A 19,317-nucleotide genomic window follows, 5' to 3' on the forward strand; every position below is an offset into this window, starting at 1 on the left:
GCCGACCCGCTCGGGTGGGGTGCTGACTGGCGCGCGCGACATGTCAGGCAGCCAGCTCGAACCGCAGCGGCACCGGTGCGGTATCGCGGGGCGGGGCCCATGCCTGTTCGACGTACCAATCCCACGGATGGCGATCGACCTTTTCCCTCTTCGACTTGCGCGGCTTGGCAACGGTCAGCTCTCCCCCAATCATTTCCCGACAAGCTCGCGAAAAAGGATCGGCTGTACGGACCCATCGTTGTCAACTTGGTCAAGCCAGACGTCAGCGTTCGGTTCCTCGCCAGTCCAACCGCGTGGCCACGTCTGCAGCGCGATCAACTCCCGAATGCGCGCCTCTTCCTCGACGTCGATAAGCACGATCCCGACGCGGCCAAGTCGATCAGCGGCCTCATTCACGGCAGCTTGAATTCCGAGAACCCGCTCTAAGCCCATGAGCCGCGCGTCGAACGTCAGTGGCCCCATGCGCTGTTGGTTCGACTGCAGCGTGCCATCTTTGCGATATTGAAAGCCGGGTTGGCGCTTGCGATGCCGAGGGAGGCGCAACTCGAGATAGAGTTTCTTAAGCCCCAACAGCGGGGTGAGATGATCCCAGCCGGGCAATTTAAGAACCGAGGCGAGCGCACCGTCGTGCGCGATCAGATTGCAGCCAACGCAGCCGGTTCGCATATCCTCGTCACCGCCATAGCCGTCCGCGATCATACGCGTTGGCCAGGCACCGAACTCTGGCATGGGCGCGAAGATCTTCAGCCAGTCCCACACCATGCAGAGTGTCCAGTGGTCGATCGGAGCGAATGTGTCCGTTAGAGCACCGGGAAGATCGGTCTGCAGCCAGCCTTGACCGCACTCCGCACCATTGCGCGAACAGGACAGCGAGATACGCTGATCGCGTGCGGCTGATTCCCCTCGGCGAACGCCGGTGATGGTCAATGCTCGGCCGCCGAGACGCCCAACATGCTCGGCTATCGCGGCCGTCATCGGTTCGACTTTGATCTGCGGGGTGCACCAGCGGAACGTATTGGAGGGGGGTGGGACACCTCGGCCGAACATGTAGACGAAGAAGCGCTCATCCATCGGGGCGCATACCTCAAGCACGGCGATCCCCATGGCGCGGAGCCGGGTCATCATTTCCCTCGCCGCGGCCTGCAGCGGTGGCAGCTCGACGCGCGTGTCCGCATACATGACGGTCAGCGTCTTTGGCCGCTCAAGGACGCCCAGCTCAAGCAGTGAGACGATTAGGGTTGCAACGGTCGAGCTGTCTTTCCCGCCCGAATAGGCGAGGATCCAGTGATCATATCCTGTCGCATGCGCGATCATGTTGGAGACTGTCCGCTCAACGCACTCTCCGACTGACGCGCGATGGTCACCAGAGAATAGCGATGCCTCGCCGCGTGGAATGTATTTAACGAACCGCTCGGCGATCGCCAGCTGGCTATCGAATGCGTTCATCATCACAGCACGCCCAGGGCGGCGCCGATCGCCGGCGTGCAGCCGGACAGATCGAGCAGGATGCCGGCCGCGCCGCCTGCGGCGACGGCGATCGCCAGCGGCCAGGCAAGCAGCGAGCGCGGGGTTGGCAGGCAGGGGCGGCACGCGGCGCAGGGACAGCGCATGGCGTGGATCGAGGATGCTCGAGTCATCAGCGGCTCCGATCGAATGAGGCCAGGAAGGCGATCAGCAGGAAGGGCATGGCGACGATCGTCATCAGGACGATCATCACGGTGCGAGCGCGGCTGCGCGGTGCCGGCACAGGTTCGGCGACCGAGCGGCGAGCGGGGCGGGCGCGGGTATCGGTGACGCCGCGCATCAGGCGAGACCCAGCGCGATCTTGTACGTTTCGAGGATGCCCTCGAATTCGTCGCGGTGATGCTTCTCCTGTCTGCGGAGAGTGAGCATCGCGCGGATCGCCTTGGTGTCGTAGCCGTTCGACTTGGCCTCAGCGAGCTTGTCGCTGATATCATCGGCGATGCCGGCCTTTTCTTCGTGCAGTCGCTCAAGCGCCTCGACAAGCAGGCGGAGCTGCTCTGCCGCGGCCTCGCCGTTGGTGATGATCGGGTCGGGAACCACGACCTTCTTCTTCTTGCCGCCCTTGGGCACGATCTGCGGCACGAAGGGCGTGGGGACATGGCGGAAGCCGCCATTGCCGTCGGGCACGGCGCGCATGGTCATGGCGTTCATGACGCGAGACGTTGCGTTTGAGCGGCGCGGTCGGCGCAGCGGCTGCATTCGACCGCTGAGACGAAGTGGCAGCAGTTCGCGTCATCTTCGCAGGCATCGTGCCGGCTGCAGCCGCAGCCCCGGCAGATGACCGGGTGGCGGTCGGATGGCACTTCGCAAAGCTGGCGATATACCGCGACATCGAAACGGTAGATCTGACCAAGAGCGGCTATGGTGCCCTCGTGGCGGGCGCGAGCGCCGCTGGTTTCGAGCATTCGGACCAGCGCAAGGGAATCGTCGCGGTCTTTTGGTGCGGGTGCGAGGCGATTGGCAACCTGATCAACGGTGAGGCCGGCCGACATGCGGCGCAACTTCAGATAGGCGCCAGCCGCCAGCGGCAATTTACGGTCGGACGCCTTCCGGTCTGTGCCGGCGCGGCGTGAAAAAATGACGTGTTCCATCGCTTCGATTCCTTCTTCAGCGGTTGGGGGTGGCGTGCTCAGGGTCGGCAAAGACCCAGCAATTGACGGTCTTTCCGCAGACGGAATTGACCGGTTTGGTCTCGAGGTACTTCCGGGCCTTCGAGGACTTCAGCAGGCGCTTCAGCTCGACCGTCTGGCACGGCAGCTGCAGCTTCCAATCGGCACAGCGGCGCTCGAAATCGATCAGGCTGACCGCGATCACCTCGGGGTTCTTACTGTGATTGATCGGACGTTCGGGGTTCTGGCCCTCGTTCGCCGCGATGTAATCGAAGCGTTCCCAGAACAGTTCGACGTGCGGATGATCGCTCTCGACCGCGCGCTGGCGATCCTCGAGCATCTGATAGATGAACTCGTGCGCCTCGGCCGCGTCGCGATCCGGCAGGTTCGTCACGACCAGGCGGAGCGCATCGAGCATCGCCGCCAGCTGGGCGTGGTTCTTTGCCAGGCGCCCGTTGCGGATGCCGGGATGCTTGATCATCGCCGCTTCGTAGATCTTGAAGCGGTCGCGATAGGTGGCGATCACCTGCTCTTCGCGGCGCACCGCGTGCACGAGAAAGCCAGAGATATCGTCGCCGTCCATGGCGGACAGCGTCTCGACGGCGAGCTTGCTGGCGGGGCTGAAGCGCGACTTGTCGAAATGGATCGCCATGATGCGTTCGCGCATCGCCGGCGACGCCTCGACCGCGTCGTTCTGCGATGACGATCGCCCCGCGGAAGGGCGGCTCGAAGGTCTCCATGCCGCCATTGGCGATCGCGCGGGTGCGGACGGCGCGACCGTTATAGGCCGTCTTCAGCTCGTCCCATTCGAAGCGACGGCCGTGCGGCGTATCTTTGTCGCGATCGCCCTCGATCAGAACGACGGGCAGGTTGCCGACCTGTCCAAGCGTGCGCGCGATGCCGGCATTGGTCGCCTTGGTCGGATCGAAACCTTCGTAATTCGAGCGACCGGTGAGCTTCCAGAAGAACTCGAGCAGGGTGGATTTGCCGGTGCCGGGCAGGCCGGTCGCCTCGAGGAAGGCAAGGCTGTCATTGAGCGAGCGCAAATGGTCGGCGAAGAACGACGCAAACCAGAAGGCGAGCATCACGACGCCTTTGGGTCCGAAGGCGGTGATCAGGTGCGGCACCCAAGACAGATCGAGCTTGTCGGGATCGTAGCGGATGCGGAGGATCCGCTCGGCCGTGCGCAGCTTCACCGACTGCTTGCCGAGGACGAAATAATCCTCTTCGTTCGGCTCGTAGACGCGGCCCTGGTGCACGGCGATATCGCCGAGGATCCACGCCTTGTGATCGATCGAATAGCCTGTGAACTGGATCGCCTCGACCATGCGGATCTGCGACCATTGGCGCATCATCAGCTTGTCGATCTGGTACTGGCTGCCGACCCACTGAGCGCCTGGCGCGATCGAAGCCATGCGCTTCTTGAACTCGGCGCTGGTGGTGCAGGCCGCGCCGGAGAAGGTCGCTTTCACGCTGGCACGATCGGACGGAAAATCTATGCGGAGGAAATAGGCGCCTTCCTCGAGGTTCGGATCGCGCTGGAAATACAGCGTGCGGAAGGTGCAGTTGGCCAGCTCGGCAATCTCGACCGCCTCGGCCGACGCCAGTTCCCAGCGCTCTTCCCACGGCATGTCGGCGAAGCCGTCAGGCCCGGCGTCAGGTGCGTCGGTCCATTGCTGGATGATGCCGTTGATGCGCTCGATCGAGAACGTCGCCCATAGTTGCCGGCCGGCGAACACGAGCGGGAACGATTGGGTCTTGTGGCGCTGGTAGATCAGCAGCGCCTTTTCGTTGGAACTCTCGGCAATGGTGACGCTGCCGTTCCAGCGATATTCCTCGAGGTGCGTCGGGGTGAGCCGGTCGCGCTGCCCGAGATCGTTCCAATCGAGTTTCTCGCCCTCGCCATCGGGGCGAACCTGGGCGGCGCCGGCGGTCCAGCCATCCTTGCGCGCCTGCTTGACGAAGCGGCGCGTATATTCGGTGCCGGCCTTGCCGATATCGAAGGCGAAGATCAGCCGGGGCGGCGCGCGGTTGAGCAACGCCGCGGCGCTGCGCAGCTCGTTGAGCGCTGCCTCGGGATAATTGTTGCACGACATCGCCGAGACGGCCGCGACCTTGGCCTTCTGGTTGAGATCGATGGCGTCGAAGATGCCTTCGGCAATCCAGATCTCGTCGGCGATCGCGAGGTCGGCCATCGTCGTGCCGGGCATCTGCCACCACTGGCCGCGGTAGCCCCTGCCCCATGAAAACAGCGCCTTCTTCTTGCCGAAGCGGGCGGGCTGATCGATCAGCCGTTCCCAATGACCGCCACCGGGCAGCGGGAATCGCACGGTCGCCGATCCGATCCCAAGATCCTGATCGTGATACCATTCCTGGCTATACGATCCGCGAATGCCGGCGAGGTCGAGCCCGCGGGCGTGCAGCAGATAGGCATCGGCCGCGGCGTTGGGGTCGGCGGGAGTCTTCTTGTGGCGCTTCGACCAGTCGTCGAAGATGTCCGGATACAGTTCCTTGACGTGGCCTTCCCAGCCGCAACGCTCGATGCGGCCGCATTTCAGCACCCAAGGCTTGTCGGTCCACGTCCACAGCTCGCGCTGCCCCTTGGAGCATTGCGGACATTTGCCGCGGCGCAGGTATGTGCCCTTCTCCTCGAAGCCGTAATCCTGCTTCAGGCGCTTGGTCAGTTCGGTGAGCAGCTCGGTGCGCATGCTGTGGTCAGCCCGCCACGCCGGCGCGTGCCGCGGCTTCACTGCTGATGATTTTGACCAGGCCGGTGATGCCGCGGGAAAGATTGAAGAGAGCCGGGCCGAGATCTCCGACAATCGCCGGAGATGGCACTAGCCCCGTCATCAGGAGATCCTCGAGCCGTATGCGGATGATCAGCAGGTCGCCGAGCAGCTCTCGCGATGTCCGGTAGATTGCGCGCTCGGGACGAGCAGGGTGGATCGATGCGGCGCGTGATAGGTCGCGCAATGCCTCGCGCAGTTCGTGGCGCAGCAAGCCGATGTCGAACGGGCCGGCGCGGCCATCGAGCGCATCGTATACCTGCAGCAGATCGGCGCGAAGATCGGAGATGGTTTGGTCGGCAAGCATGGGTGTCTTTCGGGCAAGCGGGTGGCGTTTCCGGAAGCGGGGGCTTTTTCCGGATCGGTTATTCAGCGGGGGCGGTGCGCAGCGGGCTGCGCTGGGATCAGGTGGTCATGAAGGCCGCGGCGAGCGCGGCGCCGATGCCGTGATCATCGTTGGCGGGCGGCGGGGGGCCGTCGTCATTCGCTGGCTTCGGTTTCGGCCCTAGGTTCGGGTTGCCAAAAGGGAGGCGGACGTCCGGGTTCGGGCAATCGCTCGGCCGGATCGTGCGGATGACCGACAGCTGCGCCACATAGGTGTGGCGGCAATCGTCATTGGTGCAGCTCAGGCGCAGTTCTCGCACCATGAAGAAAACCTCTGTGCTGTCGCGCACGATGGCGCGCGATTTGCAGTGCGGGCATTCGATCGCCGGAATACGAGGCGTGTAGTTCCGCTTCTTCTCTTGTCGCTTCGCTAGTGCAGTCATTGGTGGAGCTCCCCGCTCATTTCCCCGCGCGACACGGTGTCGCGTGGCAGGAAACCTTTGAGGCGCCCGATCAACCTGGCGACGGCGCTCTGCGCTTCGTTCGCCTGGACAAGCGCATGATGGACTAGCGACGGGTCGGCCCCTGGCTGTGTGATGACGATACCGCTGGCGATCGCGTCACCGCATTCGCGGGCGACGTTGCCGATATCGTTGCTCAGCTCGATCTGGCAGGCCGATTGCTCGACAACCGCAAGATCGAGTTGGTAGGCGTAGGCCTCGTGGATCGGTGCCCCTTCGCCGCCGGCGGCGTGATAGGCGGCGTCGAGCGCCAACGCCTGCATGAGGTTCGGCGTCGCCTCGTGCACAGGATTGATCCAGTTGTAGATCGTCGTTTCCGAGCGATCGACAATCTCGGCGGCTTTGCTGGCATGTAGCAGGCCGACGATCCGGGTAAGCGCGTCGGATATGGTCAGGGGTTCGCGAGGCTGGGTCATCGTGCCGCACCGGGCTGGGAAATTGGCTGCCGATCGCAGGCGACGGTCACCGCACGCGGCGATATCACAGATCGATCGTCATTGGGGACGGGGAGGTGAGGTTGCTCGATCGGATAAATGTCAGGGCGCAACTCGTGACGCGGTACGCCGGTGGCCGCCTCAACTTTAATGACAAAGCGCTCAGGCAGCAGAGAGCCGGCGCGGAGCAATTGAGAAATATTGCCCTGGGTGCACCTGCAGATATTGGCGAACGCGATCTGGCCGGGAGCCAGCGCGACGGCTTGTTTGAAAGCAGCGTATGCCGCCTCGTATGCCGTGTCGGAGATGTCGTATCGCGTCGTCATTCTCTTTTAGTAATAGCCAACTAATACGATCGCAATAGCAAAATGAATAAGGCAGCTAATATTCTTTGCTATGGGGAGGCGATGAATTCGCCCGCCGAACGCCTTCGTGACGCTATGGCCGCGCGCGGCATCGATCAGCCGGCGCTAGCGGCAGCGGTCGGTTGCACGCAGGGCGCGATAAGTCAGATTTTGACGGGCGCGACACAGCGCTCAAGGTTTCTGCCGGACATAGCGATGCACCTTCACGTTCCCTTGGTCTGGCTAAAGGGCGATGGGCAGGACGCCGTGCCAGAAGCGGATGCTCTAAACTTTTCCGATGAGGCCATGGCCGATCAGCTCGAGCTGGTTCCGATCGCCTCGGTCGATCAAGCTTATGGCATGGGCGCGACCTTCGCCGACGACGGTGCATTGGTGGACGTCCAATATTTCCCGAAAGTCTGGATCGAGCAGCTTACGCATACGGCGCCCGTCAGCCTCACCTGGGCGCGCGGCAAGGGCGACTCGATGGCGCCTACGATCAACGACAATGACATGGTGCTGATCGACAGGTCGGAGCGCCGGGTCGAGGATCAAGATTTAATCTGGGCGTTCACGATCGGCGATATCGCCATGATAAAGCGGCTGCGCATTCGAGGGGATAAGGTCACGATCCTATCCGACAATAGCGACGTCTCGGACGACACCGCTCATCCAGATGAGATCAACATTATTGGGCGCATAACGCGAGTGGTAAAGCCAGTTTGAGCTTGCTGCCCCGTATTAAACTGTGACTTCGCGCGGCAAGCGAGCTTTGGTGGGGAGCGGAGTTATGCGTAGCATTTCAGGATATTTTGATACCGAAGCAAACCGCTGGATATCGCTGGCGCGTAACTTGCCGCGATCAGATGATAGATTTATCTCTTATTCCAGCAATGGAAGTATCCGTGATAACTACCGAAGAGCAGCATCATTCATTGCGACTGCTGTTTCAGATGGTGGAATTCGTACGGGCCCGCTTATATATCACTATACTCAATTAGAAACCTTCAAAAATATAGTTCGCGGGGGTGAGTTATGGGCGAGCCACCATGCGATCATGAACGATTTTAACGAGATTGTTTTCGCATGGGACTTGTTGGCGATACAGATTTCACAAAAGCTCGCCGAGAGAGGATTAAGCACAACTTACGAATTCTTGCAGCGAGCTAAGCAAATAATGCTGGAGGACGTAAACTATTATATAGTATCCTTTAGTCAAATATGCTCTATATTAAGTCAGTGGAGAGCCTACGCCAAACCGGTAGGTGTTTCAGTGGGAATACCCATCGCACTCTTTGCTCCTAGAAAACAAAAATCACTCAACATTAACCTATCGCCTGTTTTGTACGGTCGCGATGAACATATACAAATACTTGAGCCGATAGCGAGCGATGTAGCTGACATATTCGCATCGTGGACGGAAATTGACGACCGCTCGATTCCTCATCGCTTTTTGCAATCCAAGGCGAAATTTACCGCTGTTGCTCCTATATTGAAGCATAGTGGATTTGAGGAGGAACTCGAGGTAAGATTGTTCTCTGACGGGGTGGGGTACGAAAAGTTTCAGCGACCCGATGGCAGGGGTGAATTTATAAAGATCGATCTGTTAGAGCTCTTCGAACGTGCACCGTTCGTAGATGTTATATTCGCTGATATATGCGTTTCTCCGACGCGGACGCCAGATGAAGATGTCATGAGAATTCACAAATTCATGCAATCAACTCCACACAGATATAAAATAATCTTCGAGAGTCAGATACCTCTTGTTTACTAGATTTTTTGCTGAAGCTTATCTATCCGTTAATTTTCAGTCGGCAGAGACTGTGTGGTAGCGGCGGTCGCCTCCAACTGGACGTATTCCGTATCATCGAGTGCTCGATGCAAGTCGTGATTTGATCGATTAATTAGAGGTTTCAAGCTTCAACGCAGTAACGTAGCCCTGTGAGCCCAGCGAATGCGTCACTTCGCCGACCAGCCACGCGACCGCGTCGATCGGCGCCTTGAACCCGGCCACGGTCGCCTTCTGCTCAGGATAGATATCCGGCCTGCCGAGCGCGAGCGATAGCGAGAGGCTGACCGGCTGGCGCGCCGCGCGACCCTTGGCCGAGGCCGCAGCGCGGCGCGCATCTTCCTCGGTCGCATATGTGCGGCTGAGCTTGCGCGCGCTGTTGGCCTTGCCGACCGTCACCGTCTTGCGCTTGGCCTCGCCGCGATCGTGCCAGTCGGCCTGGACGCCTTCGACGTTGTCGCGCTTCTCGATGCGAAAGCTATGACGATCGCCATCGCGGCGCAGGATCCGCAGCGAGGGCAGGGCCGCGCCCTTCGTCGTCACGCCGGCGCCGATCGGCGCGAAGATCAGCGCGCCGCGCTTGATGGTGGCAACGGCGTCATGCTCACGACCGAGGCGGCGCAGGAAGGCCATATCGCTTTCGCGGCTCTGTGCGGTCATCTTGAGAACGACGCCCGCCAGGCGCGGCGCGCAGCGGGGCTGCAGGCCGTTGCGGCCGGCGATTTCGCCGACGATCGTGCCGAGCGTTCGATCATGGTGCGTCGTTTCGCGCCGCACGCGCAGATCGCTGGTAAAGTCGGCCGACCGTGCGCGGATGGTCACGATGTCGGGCGGGCCGCTATGCTCGACCTCATCGACCTTGAAGCTGCCCTTCTCGACCAGACCAGGGCGCACGTCGCTGCCCTGTTTCCAGCCGAGCTGCACGGTCAGCACCGCGCCGGCCGGCGGCAGCTCGAGCCGGCCGTCGCTGTCGTTCAGCACGATATCGAGCTGGTCGGCCTCATCGCCGCGCTTTTCCGTAATGCCGAGCGAGATAAGGCGCGGACGGATCGTGCCGGTCAGGTCGCGGCCGTCGAGCGTGACGCGGAAATCCGGGATATTGGCGATCGTCACGCCGCCTCCTCATCGACGCGGTAGAGATCGAGCGCGAAGTCGATCTTGCGGGGGGTGCCGTCCGACAGGAACTCCTTCTGCTTCTCGTCCACGCCCTCGATCACGAACGCGCCGTAGATGCGGCCGGCGCCGTCGACCAGCGGCCAGGCATCGCCGCTGGCGGCCATGTCGCGCAGCTTGCCGAGCGACACCGCTCCATCGGCGATCTCGGCAAAGGTCGTGCCGCTCAGCGACACGGTCTCTGCACCGACGCCGACGAACTGCGTGGCGTCCCGCGCACCGATACGGGCGGACTTGGCGTGATTGTAATCCGACCGGCGCTGCAGATCCTCATAGGCGAGGGTGGGCAGCGAGAAGACGAACATGCCGAGCGACATCATCATGCGTGCGTGTCCCAATCCTGCTGGTCGGCAAGGCTGGCGCGTGCCTTGGCCGCTTTCTCGCGATCGATCGCTTCCAGCTCGGCACGCACCGCCCGCGCGATGGCGTGAGGATCCTGCCCGGCGCCGGGATAAATATTGATCGTCACCGGCGCCGCGGCCGAGATCGACGCCGCCCCGGTCGCGCCGGCACCTGCGCCGGGCGCGGTCGCGCCGGATGCAGCCATAGCTGGCATGGCAGTCCCGACAGCGATGGCCGTGGTCAGCCGCTTGGACAGCCGATCAAGGCGCGCGATCGGCGCGCCCTGGTTGCCCTCGATGCCGTTGGCCAGGCCGTCCATCATGTAACCGCCGAAGCCCGCAAACACGCGCGACGGGGAATGAATGCCGAGCTTCTGCTTGAACCAGGTAGCGGCCGCGCTGGCGGCGCCGACGATCGTGTTCTTGAGCGCGCCCAGCATCGACATAATCCCATTGATCAGGCCGCGGATCATGTTGCGGCCGACCTCGGCCAGCTGACCGGGCACGCTGCCGCCCAGCCAACCGAGCAACAGCCCGATGGGGCCGAACAGCAGCATGCGCGGATCGAACTGCGAGAAGATCGCCTTGACCGCGCCGATGCCGGCGAAGAACGCCGACTGGATCGATTGCCAAAGGGCGCCGAACCAGGCGCTGATCGCGCCCCATTTGCTGTAGATCAGGTATGCGCCGGCGGCGAGCAAGGCGATGCCGGCGACGATGCCCAGAGCAATACCGATGATCGGCAGCAGCGCCATGCCGGTGTAGGTCGCAGCCGCGCCGAACAGGTACATCGGCCCGACGACGGCAGCGAGCGCGATCGCGCCCACGCCCAGCGCGATGAACAGCGCCGACAGGCCGGCCGCGGTGAGCAGGATAGCGCGCGTCAGGGTCGGGTGCCGTTGCGACCAGGCCGCAAGGCGATTGGCGAACGCGCCGACACGGCCGAGCACGGCGTTGACGGTCGGCAGCAGCGTATTGCCGAGCGAGATCGCCAGGGCGGATGCGTTCACCTTCAGCTGCTTGGTCTGCTCGGCGGAGTCCTTCATGCGCTCGGCGAAGTCTGTATCGGTCGTCCCGTTCGCCGCCGCGGCTTTGGCGCGGATGGCGCGATATTCCTCGAGGTTCTGTATGATCGGGCGCAGGCCCTGCTGCACCTGTGCGTCCTCGAACAGGAAGCCGATCTTGCCGAGATCCCCGCCGGTCGCCTTCTTGGTCAGCTCGGCGATCGCCTCGAGCGGCGTCTTGCCCTCGGCATAGGCCTTCTTCAGCGACTTCGGCAGATCGATGCCGAACTTCGAGAACGCCTTGATCGTCGCCGGCGAGGCGATCTTCTGGATGATATTGGAGACGTTGGTGGCGGCCGTCGCGGAATCGCCGGCGCCCTTGCGCGCGATCTGCAGCGCGGCGGCAAGATCCGCGACGGCGCCGGTGCCGGTCTGGCCGAGCGCCTGATAGCCCGCGGTGAGCGACGGGAACGCGCCGGCCATATCCTTGATCTCGAACGCGCCCGCCTTGCCCGCCTCGGCCATGATGTCGATGACCTTGCCGGTCTGCTCGATCGGCACCTTGAGGTTGTCGTTCGCGGCAAACGCGGCAGCGGACAGATCCGCGATCTCGGCCTTGTACGCGGTCGCCGCCCGGCCGATCGGCTTCATCATCTGCGTCGCCTTGGTCGGATCGAGCCCGAAACCGGACAGCGTATCGACGCCTTTCTGCAGGTCGGCCGGCATCTGGTTGGCGGCACGCGCGGCAATGAGCAGGCTGGCGCCCATCTTGTCGGCCTGCTCGCGCGTGAGGTTCGCCTTCTGGGCGATGTCCGTCATGCCAGACTGGAATTCCTGCGCCTGCTCTACGCCGCCGATGATCGGGCGGGCCATCGCCGCACCGATGGCGAGCGAGGATGCGCCGCCCGCGGCCATGCCCGTGGCGAGGCTCTGCCCGCGGGCGAATCGCTCGCGCGCCGCGCTGAAACGCCGTTGGCGATCGGTTGCCTGATCGAGCCGGCGCGTCTGTTCCTTAAGCTCGCGATTGGTATCGGCCGCGCGTTCGCGCAGTTCGCGTTCGTGCCGCGCAAGATCGGAGGTGGATACGCCGGCCGCGCGCAGGCGATCGCGAAGCTGCTGCAGCTCGCGGCTCTCGGTTTCATGCTGCTGGGTGAGGCGCTGCGCCTCAGCGCGGGCGCGGGCGAAGTTCCGCGTCAGCTCGCGGGTCGGTGTGCTGGCCTGCTGCATTTCCCGGGCGAGCTGGCCGACGCGGGTTTGCGCGGCCTGCATCCCCTGGTCGGTCGATCGCAGGCCGATCTTCAGCTGGCGGAAGCCTGCGAGATCGGCCTGCGCCCGCTCGATCTCTTTCAGCCGATCGCGCGTCGCGCGCAGCGCCTGGCTGGCGCGCGTCGAACCGTTGGCGATATCACGCAGCGGCTTGGTGACACGGTCACCAGCCTCGAGCAGCATGCGGATGCGGAGATTACGGTCCATAGGTCAGCGCTCGGATTGAGATCGTGCGGCCGCGCGCATGCGCCAGCCCATCAGCTCGGTGACGCTCATCGGATCCATGACCGCCGGCGACCAGTGAAACACGGTCGCCAGATCGGCCATGACATCGTCGACGCTTAGTGGGAGGCCGTCGCCTTCGCTGCTTTCGGCAGCAAAAAATCCATTACCTCGCCGCCGAGCTGCATCAGATCGGCAGGGTCGAGCGCGATGATATCGGCCTTGTGCAGAACGGGGCTGGTGATCCGCGGGAGTAGCGTCTCGAGCGCGGCATAGTCGAGCTGGCTGAGCGCCATCAGGGTGAGGCCGCGCAGCTCGCCCGAACCGGGCTTACGGACGGATACGCTATCGATCGTCTCGGTGCCGCGCACGATCGGGGTGTCGAGCGTGACGGTGCGGGCGACGGAGGTTTCGGGAATCTTCATGTCGATCCTTTGGTCATTGGGATAGCGGGTAGGGCGTGGTGGGACGCCCAGGGGGGAAGGCCCTGGCGGCGCCTTCCCCAGCGGCATCAGAAGATCCCGAGCGCGGCGCGGATCTCGGCGAAGCGGTCGACGCCGCCAACGATCATGACCATGCCGAGCGCATCGATCTCGATCTCGGTCACGCCGTTCCAATCGAGCTTGTAGTAGGAGACGGCGGTCTTCACCTTCATCTCGCCGCCTTCACCAGGCTTGGACTCGCCGAGATCGATCTCTTCGTGACGACCGCGCACGACGATCTCGATATTATCGACCGAGCCGGCGTCATCGTTCTGGTAGGCGCCGACGAAGCGGAGCTGGACGTCGGCCACGCCGACCGCGCCATACTGGCGCAGCACGTCGCGCATCGGGCCGGCGCAAGTGAACTCGACCTCGAGCGGCTCGCCGCCCATGTCGAGCTTAACGCCGACGTCCATGCCCGCGCCGCGATATTCCTCGAACTTGCGGGTCAGCTTGGGCTGGGTGAAGGAATTGGCTTCGCCGATATAGGCGGCGCCGGCGTTGAAGATCATCATGTTCTTGAGCTTGCGGGGGAGGCCCATGGTCGTTCTCCGGAATTGTTTGGGGTGGGATCAGGCGGGACGGGGGCGGCTCAGCTGCCGGCCACCAGCTCGGCGAAGTCAGCGAGGAATTCGTCGCTGATCTCCTGCTGCAGGCCGAGCGACTCGAGCGGGGGCACCGGCGTGTAGCGGTAGCTGATCGCCAGCTTGCCGATCTTGAGCGATGCGACCGGGTTCTTGTCCGGATCGAAGTACGCGACCGCGCCGAGCAGCTGGCCCGCCCGCTTCAGCGCGCGGAACTTGGCGTTGATATCCTCGACGATGTCGCGCGCCAGACTAGGGGTCAGCGGCTTGTCGATATACTCGACCAGACCGGCCGCCATCGTATCGGCGAGGATGTGCGCCGTGCGCGTGGCGCTCTCGAAGACGTAGTCGCTATCATCAGCCGCGCAGGTGCGGCTGCCCCAGAAGCGAAGGTCGCCGTTGATGCGCACGAGCGAGGTGATGTGCGCGGCGTTGAGCTGGTTGGCATCGCTGTCGATGCTCTGCAGGTCGAAGCCGATATCGCGGGTGAGGCCGACGACGCCGGCGACGGGCACGTTGGACAGCGTCTTGTGCCAGCCCAGCTCCTGATCGATCCGGGCGCGCAAGCCGAGTGCCCGGGCGGCCGCAAAGCTCGGGCCGATCGTGCCGGCGGGATCGATCGGCGCGAGGAAGTCCGGATGGATCAGCATCAGCTCGCGCTGGGTGAAGGCGGCGCGCGCGGCAATAACGTCGGCCAGCGTGGCACCGGTGACGCTGGCATAGGCCATGGCGCGCAGCTTCTGGCCGATGGTTGCCAGCGCGTTCTTCACGCTATCCGCGGCGTCGAGGCCGGGGGCACCGATGATGCGCGGGCGATATTTCACCTGCGCCTCGGCCGCGAGCAATGCTTGCATGCCGGTTTTCTGGCCGTTCACGGTTCCGCCGATCACGGCCAGATTGGTCGCCGCAACGTCGTTGCCCGGTGCGACCCGCACGACGATGACGGGCGTGCGGACCTGATCGGCGATCGCCTGCAGCGCGCCCTTCAGTGTGCCGCTGGTGCCAGCCACGGCGATGGCGGCCAGCAGATTGGTAACCAATACCGGACGATCGAGCGGGAAGGCCGCGTCGATCGCGGCGCGCTCCGGTGCGCTGGCGGCGCTGGCGGTCGCGACCAGGGCAATGACCGCCGTGGCGATCGTCGCGATCGATCGGCCGGTGCGGGCGACTTCGGAGACGGTAATGCCGTGCTGGTAGGGGTCGGACACAGGAAATCCTTTCAGGCGGGAAGGGCGCTCAGCGCGCGGACGGGGACAGTGAGATCGACAGCGGTTGCTCGGGCGGCATCGGTGCGCCGGCCGGTGACGGTCAGGACAGCCGCGCCAGGCGTCGATCCTGCCGCCAGCATCATGCGCGTGGCGCGCAGGCGGGGTTCCTGGCGTTGAAGAGCGAGCGCGCCGGCGGCGAACAGTCGGACACGGCCGAGCGCGTTCATTGGCTGGTCGAGCAGCTCGGGCACGAGCGAGCCGTATTCGCGGCGCCCGAGGCGCGTGCCGAGCGGCGTGCCGAGAATGTCGGCCACGGACTGCTGCAGGTGATCATCGCCGGCGAGCGGCGCGCCGGTGCGGGCGTTCATGCCGATCATTCGGGATCGCCCGACTTGTCAGTGCCAGCCTTGACCAAAAGATGCTGGTGCTTGGAGAGCTTGACACCCTTCGCGGTGATCTCGCCATCGGCCACGATCGTGCCGGTGACCGAGAGCCTGCCATCGAGCGCGACGTCGCCCTTGATCGACAAGCCGCCATTTGCCTCAATTGTGACGGTCGCGCCGTCCGGCAGGATCGCGCTGAGCGCGTGCGCCGCTGCGTCGTAGGAGATCCGCGCGCCATCGGCATGCTCGACCAGCTCGATATCCTCGGACGCCGGCGCCGGGCGGGCATTCGAAAACAGGCCGGGGAGAACGATGCCAGCGGCAGTGTCGCCTTCGGGGCAGATCAGCATGCCCTGTTCGCCGACGCTGACCGGCGACCAGGTGCGCGTGGCGCCCGAGCGGCCGGCCAGCCAGGGCACGTCACCAGTGACGATATCGCCGGTCCGGAAGCGGCAGGTGCCGGCGGCGAGATCGACGGACACGACAGTGCCGAGACGGATCAGGTCTCCGATCAAACGCTGGCTGTCGGCAGGGTCGCTCATGCGTGGAGCATGGCGCGGGCTGTGGCGCGATGCGCGGGCGCGCTCTTGTAGAAACGGTTTCTACAAGAGCGCGCTACATAGGCAGCTAGATAGCAGCCCCCTCCGCGCAGTCCTGGCACAGCTCATTGATCTGGCCAGGGGTAGGTGCGCCGCAATGGCGACAACATTCACTGTGCAGCGCCTTGCCCGCGATCGCCTGTCGTTTGCGTACGAGCTTTATAGCCTGCTCTAATGTCCAGCCAGGTGCGAGAAAGATACGGGTGAGCGCGTTCATGCAATACCCATATTAGACGCCAGATTGCGAAGCAATGCGGCGGCTATCAAGCAAATGTCGCCGGATCGGTCGTGACTGTGTGGTCGTAGTAGCGACCGCCGACTGCGTGCGCGGCGGTCCACTCGGCAAGATCTTCGGCGTTGGCTTGCGCAAACGTCTTTCCGGTGACCGTAAGATCCTTGATCAGCAGGCTTTCGAAGATGAAGCTGGGCGTCTTTCCTCCCACACCGTAAGGACCGAACCCGCCGAACGCCCCCCATCCCAAGCGGGCCTCGACCGCTGCAGCATTGGCGGGCTTGTCATTGGCCCACTGGTTCGGCGTCACAACCAGACGCTGCGCGCCAGCCGTGTTCACATTGGCGTTTCCGACATCACCGATGCCGGCGATGGTCTGGCCAGCACGCGGCACCAGTTGGGTGGGATACATCGCCGCTTCGATCGGGTTTCCCGTCGCAGTGCTGATGTAAAAATACGGCTGGGTCGGGTTGGTCACCGTCGAGGCCGGTCGCGTGATATAGATCCACAGCGAGATATAGAACTGGTGATCCGACACCGGGTAATCGCCGCCAAAGTCGAAGAAGTATTTCTCGATAGCGGTCGGGATGTCGAAAAAGGCCGCGTCGCCGTTGTCGAGCAAGGTTGGGCTCGTAATACCGTGCAGTGCGCCGGCAGGGGTGCGTTCGATCTTCAGTTCATCAGGCGCGAACCCGGACAACGACAGAACCGGATCGAGCAGTGCGCGATCGTCTTTCGTCTTGCCGGTCAGTCGCGCGGCCGGCTTCCACGCCAGGTTGGGCCAACGCTGGTTATTCGCGGGCGCCGTTGCCTTCGGCATACCATCCGCGATCGTCTGGCTGTGTGCCGGGTCGAGCAACAGCAGGGTGCCGGCGTCGATACGCGGGTCATCGTAGCGCGCCGGGAACGCCGCGCCGAGAGGGGGACCGCCATTTGCCTGGATGATATAACCCGTCACGACCAATTCCTCTGATATTTGGCGACAATTCCGTTCACGTCCGCCGTTCGCCCGAGATTGCTTTCATGGAGCCACTGCGACTCGCTGGTATTCATGAAGCGACGCGGGGCGACACCCGCGGCGATGTCGGCCAGGTCATCCGCATCCTTGGTCAGCCCCAATGCCGCGAAGCATGCGTCCGACTGCATATAAGGGAGCGGGTCGTAATAGCTGTCTGGCCCGACAAGGCTGAGCAGATAGGCGTTTGCCGCTTCGTACGATGCCCGGTTTGCCGAGCCTAGCCGCTCCGCCTGCGCGTGCCCGACCGGCCCCGCGATCGGGAGTTCGCCCGACCAGATGATGCGTGGGTTGTAGCTGTGCTTCGCGACCGCGGCCTTGATGGCGTTGACGGCGACGCCGATGGCCGCAAGGTCCGTCATGGCGTTGCGCATAAGGCGGACGTAAATCATCTGATCGGCAATGCCCGTCAGATCGGCAGCGATCAGCGTTCCGGGCGCCACTGCGATGGCATCGCCGGCGGTCTCGCGCTCGATCGTGTAGGGCGCATTGACCGGGCCACGCAGTATGCAGCGCACCCCGGCGACAGTCACGACCATGCTGCGCGCGGCGGCGGTGTTGGCGAACGGCCCGCGATTTACCGCGGCGGTGCTAGCCGGTTGGGCAAGCGTCACGGCCCCGGAGCCGGGAATGGAGTTCCCAGTCACGGTGATGGCGAACTCCTGCCCGAAGCGATACCCGATGTCCTCCGGGCGCTGCCCGCTGATTCCGCCGTTGGTCGAGACGATGCCGGTCTTTGTCTGGAACGCGGCCGGAAGTCCCTGCTCCACGATCGAATGACCGAGCCAAAACATATTAGTGAGGCGCGGCGTCAGGCGAAGCGGCGCCGTCGAGGTGCCGTCAGGCGATACCACCATGTATGTGGCAGACGCGGCGGAGCGATAGATAACCTTCGCGCCATCGGGCGTGAACACCGGCGAGGTTGCCTTGTCGCCCGTCACGAGATCCACTACCCGGCCGCCGTTGCGCGACACGCTGCGCAGCGTGATCGTGCCATCGCCCATCGCTTTCTGCCCGACGATCCAGTTGGGGGAGATGGCGAGCGCCGGGTTGCTGAGATAGTCGGCCTGAGAAACTGCCATATTGCCAGCATGCGCGACGCCGTCATCGGTGACGTAGAGCGGCATCCGGCTGCCGAGGCCATCCGCATCGGGAACTTCGACGGCCCAGAGTATCCGGCCCTCGGGGGCGATGGGCTGCAGCGTCCGAGCCGAAAGATCCAGATCGAGGCTTGCGCCAGTTACGGATCCGGCCGGCAGCGCGATCGCCGAAGGGCGCATCACACCGGCGATATCAACGAACAAGGCCAGCCGTTCCCCAAGGCCATCGTCGTCTGCGCGCGAAATGCCCCAAAGGATTTTCCCCTCCAAGCCAACAGGCTTGATCGCGTTCTTCCAGTCGGCGGAAGCGGCCGCAGCTTCGGCGCCGGCTCGAGCCGCCCACGCCGACAGGCTCCAATATTTGGCGCCTCTGTCGGCAGGATCAACGGCGCCGGGAATCGCGGCGTCGGTGCTCGCATTGGCGTAATTCCGAGCCAAATTGACGAACGGGACGAGCGCCGCGGAAACGAGGGAAGACAAAAGCGAGCGTTTGGCGACACCATCCTTCAAGATGACGACGGTCTCGGTACCGTCCGGTGCCGCGACTTCGGGCAGGTTTGCGATCTTGCTCACACGGCTGTCTCCAATGGCCAGCGCGGGTCGGCGCTGGCGTCGAATTTACTGAGGGCAGCCATCGCCCAGGTGGTGATCGCCGCCTCGATCTTGTTGCTGGCGATCCGCACCGCATCGATGGCCGCGCGCCGCCCCTGCGCATTGACGGCATCAGCGGTGATGTCCGGGCCGTCCTCGGTACCGGTGACGAGCTGCAGCGCGAGCGACGCCATCACGGCGTTGTCGTTGGCCTGCCGCTCGAGGCTGGCGATCGCGAGGATCCGGCGCGCCGCCTCGCGCTTCACCGCGGCGACCGCGCGTGCGA

26 protein-coding genes are annotated in these 19,317 nt (G+C 63.8%); 2 read left to right on the top strand and 24 right to left on the bottom strand.

Annotated features, from left to right (window positions below; translation table 11 throughout):
* Window positions 1-43: 43 nt before the first annotated feature.
* The 12 genes from NV401_RS03690 to NV401_RS03745 form a co-directional block, all read right to left on the bottom strand.
* Window positions 44-193, bottom strand: a complete 150-nt coding sequence (locus NV401_RS03690) for a hypothetical protein (protein WP_261293016.1) — start codon at window positions 191-193, stop codon at window positions 44-46.
* The gene (locus NV401_RS03695; RefSeq protein WP_261293017.1) at window positions 190-1,449 is read right to left on the bottom strand and encodes a phosphoadenosine phosphosulfate reductase domain-containing protein; all 1,260 of its coding nucleotides are present in this window, start codon (window positions 1,447-1,449) and stop codon (window positions 190-192) included. Before NV401_RS03695 ends, NV401_RS03690 begins: the two co-directional genes overlap by 4 nt.
* Window positions 1,449-1,637, bottom strand: coding sequence for a hypothetical protein (locus NV401_RS03700; RefSeq protein WP_261293018.1), 189 nt, complete (start codon window positions 1,635-1,637; stop codon window positions 1,449-1,451). Before NV401_RS03700 ends, NV401_RS03695 begins: the two co-directional genes overlap by 1 nt.
* Complete coding sequence (locus NV401_RS03705) at window positions 1,637-1,804, bottom strand: hypothetical protein (RefSeq protein WP_261293019.1); 168 nt, start codon at window positions 1,802-1,804, stop codon at window positions 1,637-1,639. The genes NV401_RS03700 and NV401_RS03705 overlap by 1 nt, the downstream gene beginning before the upstream one ends.
* Window positions 1,804-2,175, bottom strand: a complete 372-nt coding sequence (locus NV401_RS03710; protein WP_380817022.1) for a DUF2312 domain-containing protein — start codon at window positions 2,173-2,175, stop codon at window positions 1,804-1,806. Before NV401_RS03710 ends, NV401_RS03705 begins: the two co-directional genes overlap by 1 nt.
* Window positions 2,172-2,615, bottom strand: coding sequence for a hypothetical protein (locus NV401_RS03715; protein WP_261293020.1), 444 nt, complete (start codon window positions 2,613-2,615; stop codon window positions 2,172-2,174). The genes NV401_RS03710 and NV401_RS03715 overlap by 4 nt, the downstream gene beginning before the upstream one ends.
* Before the next feature lie 16 nt (window positions 2,616-2,631).
* Complete coding sequence (locus tag NV401_RS03720) at window positions 2,632-2,838, bottom strand: hypothetical protein (protein WP_261293021.1); 207 nt, start codon at window positions 2,836-2,838, stop codon at window positions 2,632-2,634.
* Between the two features lie 10 nt (window positions 2,839-2,848).
* Window positions 2,849-5,341 carry a toprim domain-containing protein gene (locus NV401_RS03725; protein WP_261293022.1) on the bottom strand — a complete coding sequence of 831 codons (2,493 nt, stop codon included), beginning with the start codon at window positions 5,339-5,341 and terminating at the stop codon, window positions 2,849-2,851.
* Between the two features lie 7 nt (window positions 5,342-5,348).
* Window positions 5,349-5,726, bottom strand: a complete 378-nt coding sequence (locus tag NV401_RS03730) for a hypothetical protein (protein ID WP_261293023.1) — start codon at window positions 5,724-5,726, stop codon at window positions 5,349-5,351.
* Between the two features lie 97 nt (window positions 5,727-5,823).
* Window positions 5,824-6,186, bottom strand: coding sequence for an ogr/Delta-like zinc finger family protein (locus NV401_RS03735; protein ID WP_261293024.1), 363 nt, complete (start codon window positions 6,184-6,186; stop codon window positions 5,824-5,826).
* Window positions 6,183-6,680 (bottom strand): hypothetical protein, encoded by a 498-nt coding sequence (locus NV401_RS03740; protein WP_261293025.1) that lies wholly within the window; start codon window positions 6,678-6,680, stop codon window positions 6,183-6,185. Before NV401_RS03740 ends, NV401_RS03735 begins: the two co-directional genes overlap by 4 nt.
* The gene (locus NV401_RS03745; protein ID WP_261293026.1) at window positions 6,677-7,024 is read right to left on the bottom strand and encodes a transcriptional regulator; all 348 of its coding nucleotides are present in this window, start codon (window positions 7,022-7,024) and stop codon (window positions 6,677-6,679) included. Before NV401_RS03745 ends, NV401_RS03740 begins: the two co-directional genes overlap by 4 nt.
* Window positions 7,025-7,066: 42 nt before the next feature.
* Between NV401_RS03745 and NV401_RS03750 the strand changes: the two genes are divergently transcribed.
* Both NV401_RS03750 and NV401_RS03755 read left to right on the top strand, forming a co-directional pair.
* On the top strand, window positions 7,067-7,768 hold the full coding sequence (locus NV401_RS03750) for an XRE family transcriptional regulator (protein ID WP_261293027.1): 702 nt from the start codon (window positions 7,067-7,069) through the stop codon (window positions 7,766-7,768).
* Between the two features lie 64 nt (window positions 7,769-7,832).
* The gene (locus NV401_RS03755) at window positions 7,833-8,816 is read left to right on the top strand and encodes a DUF2971 domain-containing protein (RefSeq protein ID WP_261293028.1); all 984 of its coding nucleotides are present in this window, start codon (window positions 7,833-7,835) and stop codon (window positions 8,814-8,816) included.
* 126 nt (window positions 8,817-8,942) lie between these two features.
* On the opposite strand, the gene NV401_RS03760 is transcribed toward NV401_RS03755, so the two are convergent.
* From NV401_RS03760 to NV401_RS03815, 12 genes are all read right to left on the bottom strand, one after another.
* The gene (locus tag NV401_RS03760) at window positions 8,943-9,944 is read right to left on the bottom strand and encodes a contractile injection system protein, VgrG/Pvc8 family (RefSeq protein WP_261293029.1); all 1,002 of its coding nucleotides are present in this window, start codon (window positions 9,942-9,944) and stop codon (window positions 8,943-8,945) included.
* Entirely contained in the window at window positions 9,941-10,327 is a 387-nt protein-coding gene (locus NV401_RS03765) for a phage tail protein (RefSeq protein WP_261293030.1), read from the bottom strand. The genes NV401_RS03760 and NV401_RS03765 overlap by 4 nt, the downstream gene beginning before the upstream one ends.
* Complete coding sequence (locus tag NV401_RS03770) at window positions 10,324-12,822, bottom strand: phage tail tape measure protein (RefSeq protein WP_261293031.1); 2,499 nt, start codon at window positions 12,820-12,822, stop codon at window positions 10,324-10,326. Before NV401_RS03770 ends, NV401_RS03765 begins: the two co-directional genes overlap by 4 nt.
* A 3-nt stretch (window positions 12,823-12,825) precedes the next feature.
* The gene (locus NV401_RS03775) at window positions 12,826-12,942 is read right to left on the bottom strand and encodes a GpE family phage tail protein (RefSeq protein ID WP_261293032.1); all 117 of its coding nucleotides are present in this window, start codon (window positions 12,940-12,942) and stop codon (window positions 12,826-12,828) included.
* Between the two features lie 14 nt (window positions 12,943-12,956).
* Entirely contained in the window at window positions 12,957-13,262 is a 306-nt protein-coding gene (locus tag NV401_RS03780; RefSeq protein ID WP_261293033.1) for a phage tail assembly protein, read from the bottom strand.
* 86 nt (window positions 13,263-13,348) lie between these two features.
* On the bottom strand, window positions 13,349-13,861 hold the full coding sequence (locus NV401_RS03785) for a phage major tail tube protein (RefSeq protein WP_261293034.1): 513 nt from the start codon (window positions 13,859-13,861) through the stop codon (window positions 13,349-13,351).
* 50 nt (window positions 13,862-13,911) lie between these two features.
* Entirely contained in the window at window positions 13,912-15,111 is a 1,200-nt protein-coding gene (locus NV401_RS03790; protein ID WP_261293035.1) for a phage tail sheath subtilisin-like domain-containing protein, read from the bottom strand.
* An 11-nt stretch (window positions 15,112-15,122) separates the two neighbouring features.
* Window positions 15,123-15,488 (bottom strand): GPW/gp25 family protein, encoded by a 366-nt coding sequence (locus NV401_RS03795; protein ID WP_261293036.1) that lies wholly within the window; start codon window positions 15,486-15,488, stop codon window positions 15,123-15,125.
* On the bottom strand, window positions 15,485-16,036 hold the full coding sequence (locus NV401_RS03800; RefSeq protein WP_261293037.1) for a phage baseplate assembly protein V: 552 nt from the start codon (window positions 16,034-16,036) through the stop codon (window positions 15,485-15,487). The genes NV401_RS03795 and NV401_RS03800 overlap by 4 nt, the downstream gene beginning before the upstream one ends.
* A 320-nt stretch (window positions 16,037-16,356) precedes the next feature.
* Entirely contained in the window at window positions 16,357-17,283 is a 927-nt protein-coding gene (locus NV401_RS03805; protein ID WP_261293038.1) for a hypothetical protein, read from the bottom strand.
* Window positions 17,280-19,013: a TolB-like translocation protein gene (locus NV401_RS03810; RefSeq protein ID WP_261293039.1), complete on the bottom strand. Its 1,734-nt coding sequence runs from the start codon at window positions 19,011-19,013 to the stop codon at window positions 17,280-17,282. Before NV401_RS03810 ends, NV401_RS03805 begins: the two co-directional genes overlap by 4 nt.
* Window positions 19,010-19,317, bottom strand: a 308-nt coding sequence (locus tag NV401_RS03815; RefSeq protein ID WP_261293040.1) for a hypothetical protein, incomplete at its 5' end; no start/stop codon positions are given. The genes NV401_RS03815 and NV401_RS03810, both read right to left, overlap by 4 nt.

Source organism: Sphingomonas hylomeconis, assembly GCF_025370105.1.
Classification (GTDB): domain Bacteria; phylum Pseudomonadota; class Alphaproteobacteria; order Sphingomonadales; family Sphingomonadaceae; genus Sphingomonas; species Sphingomonas hylomeconis.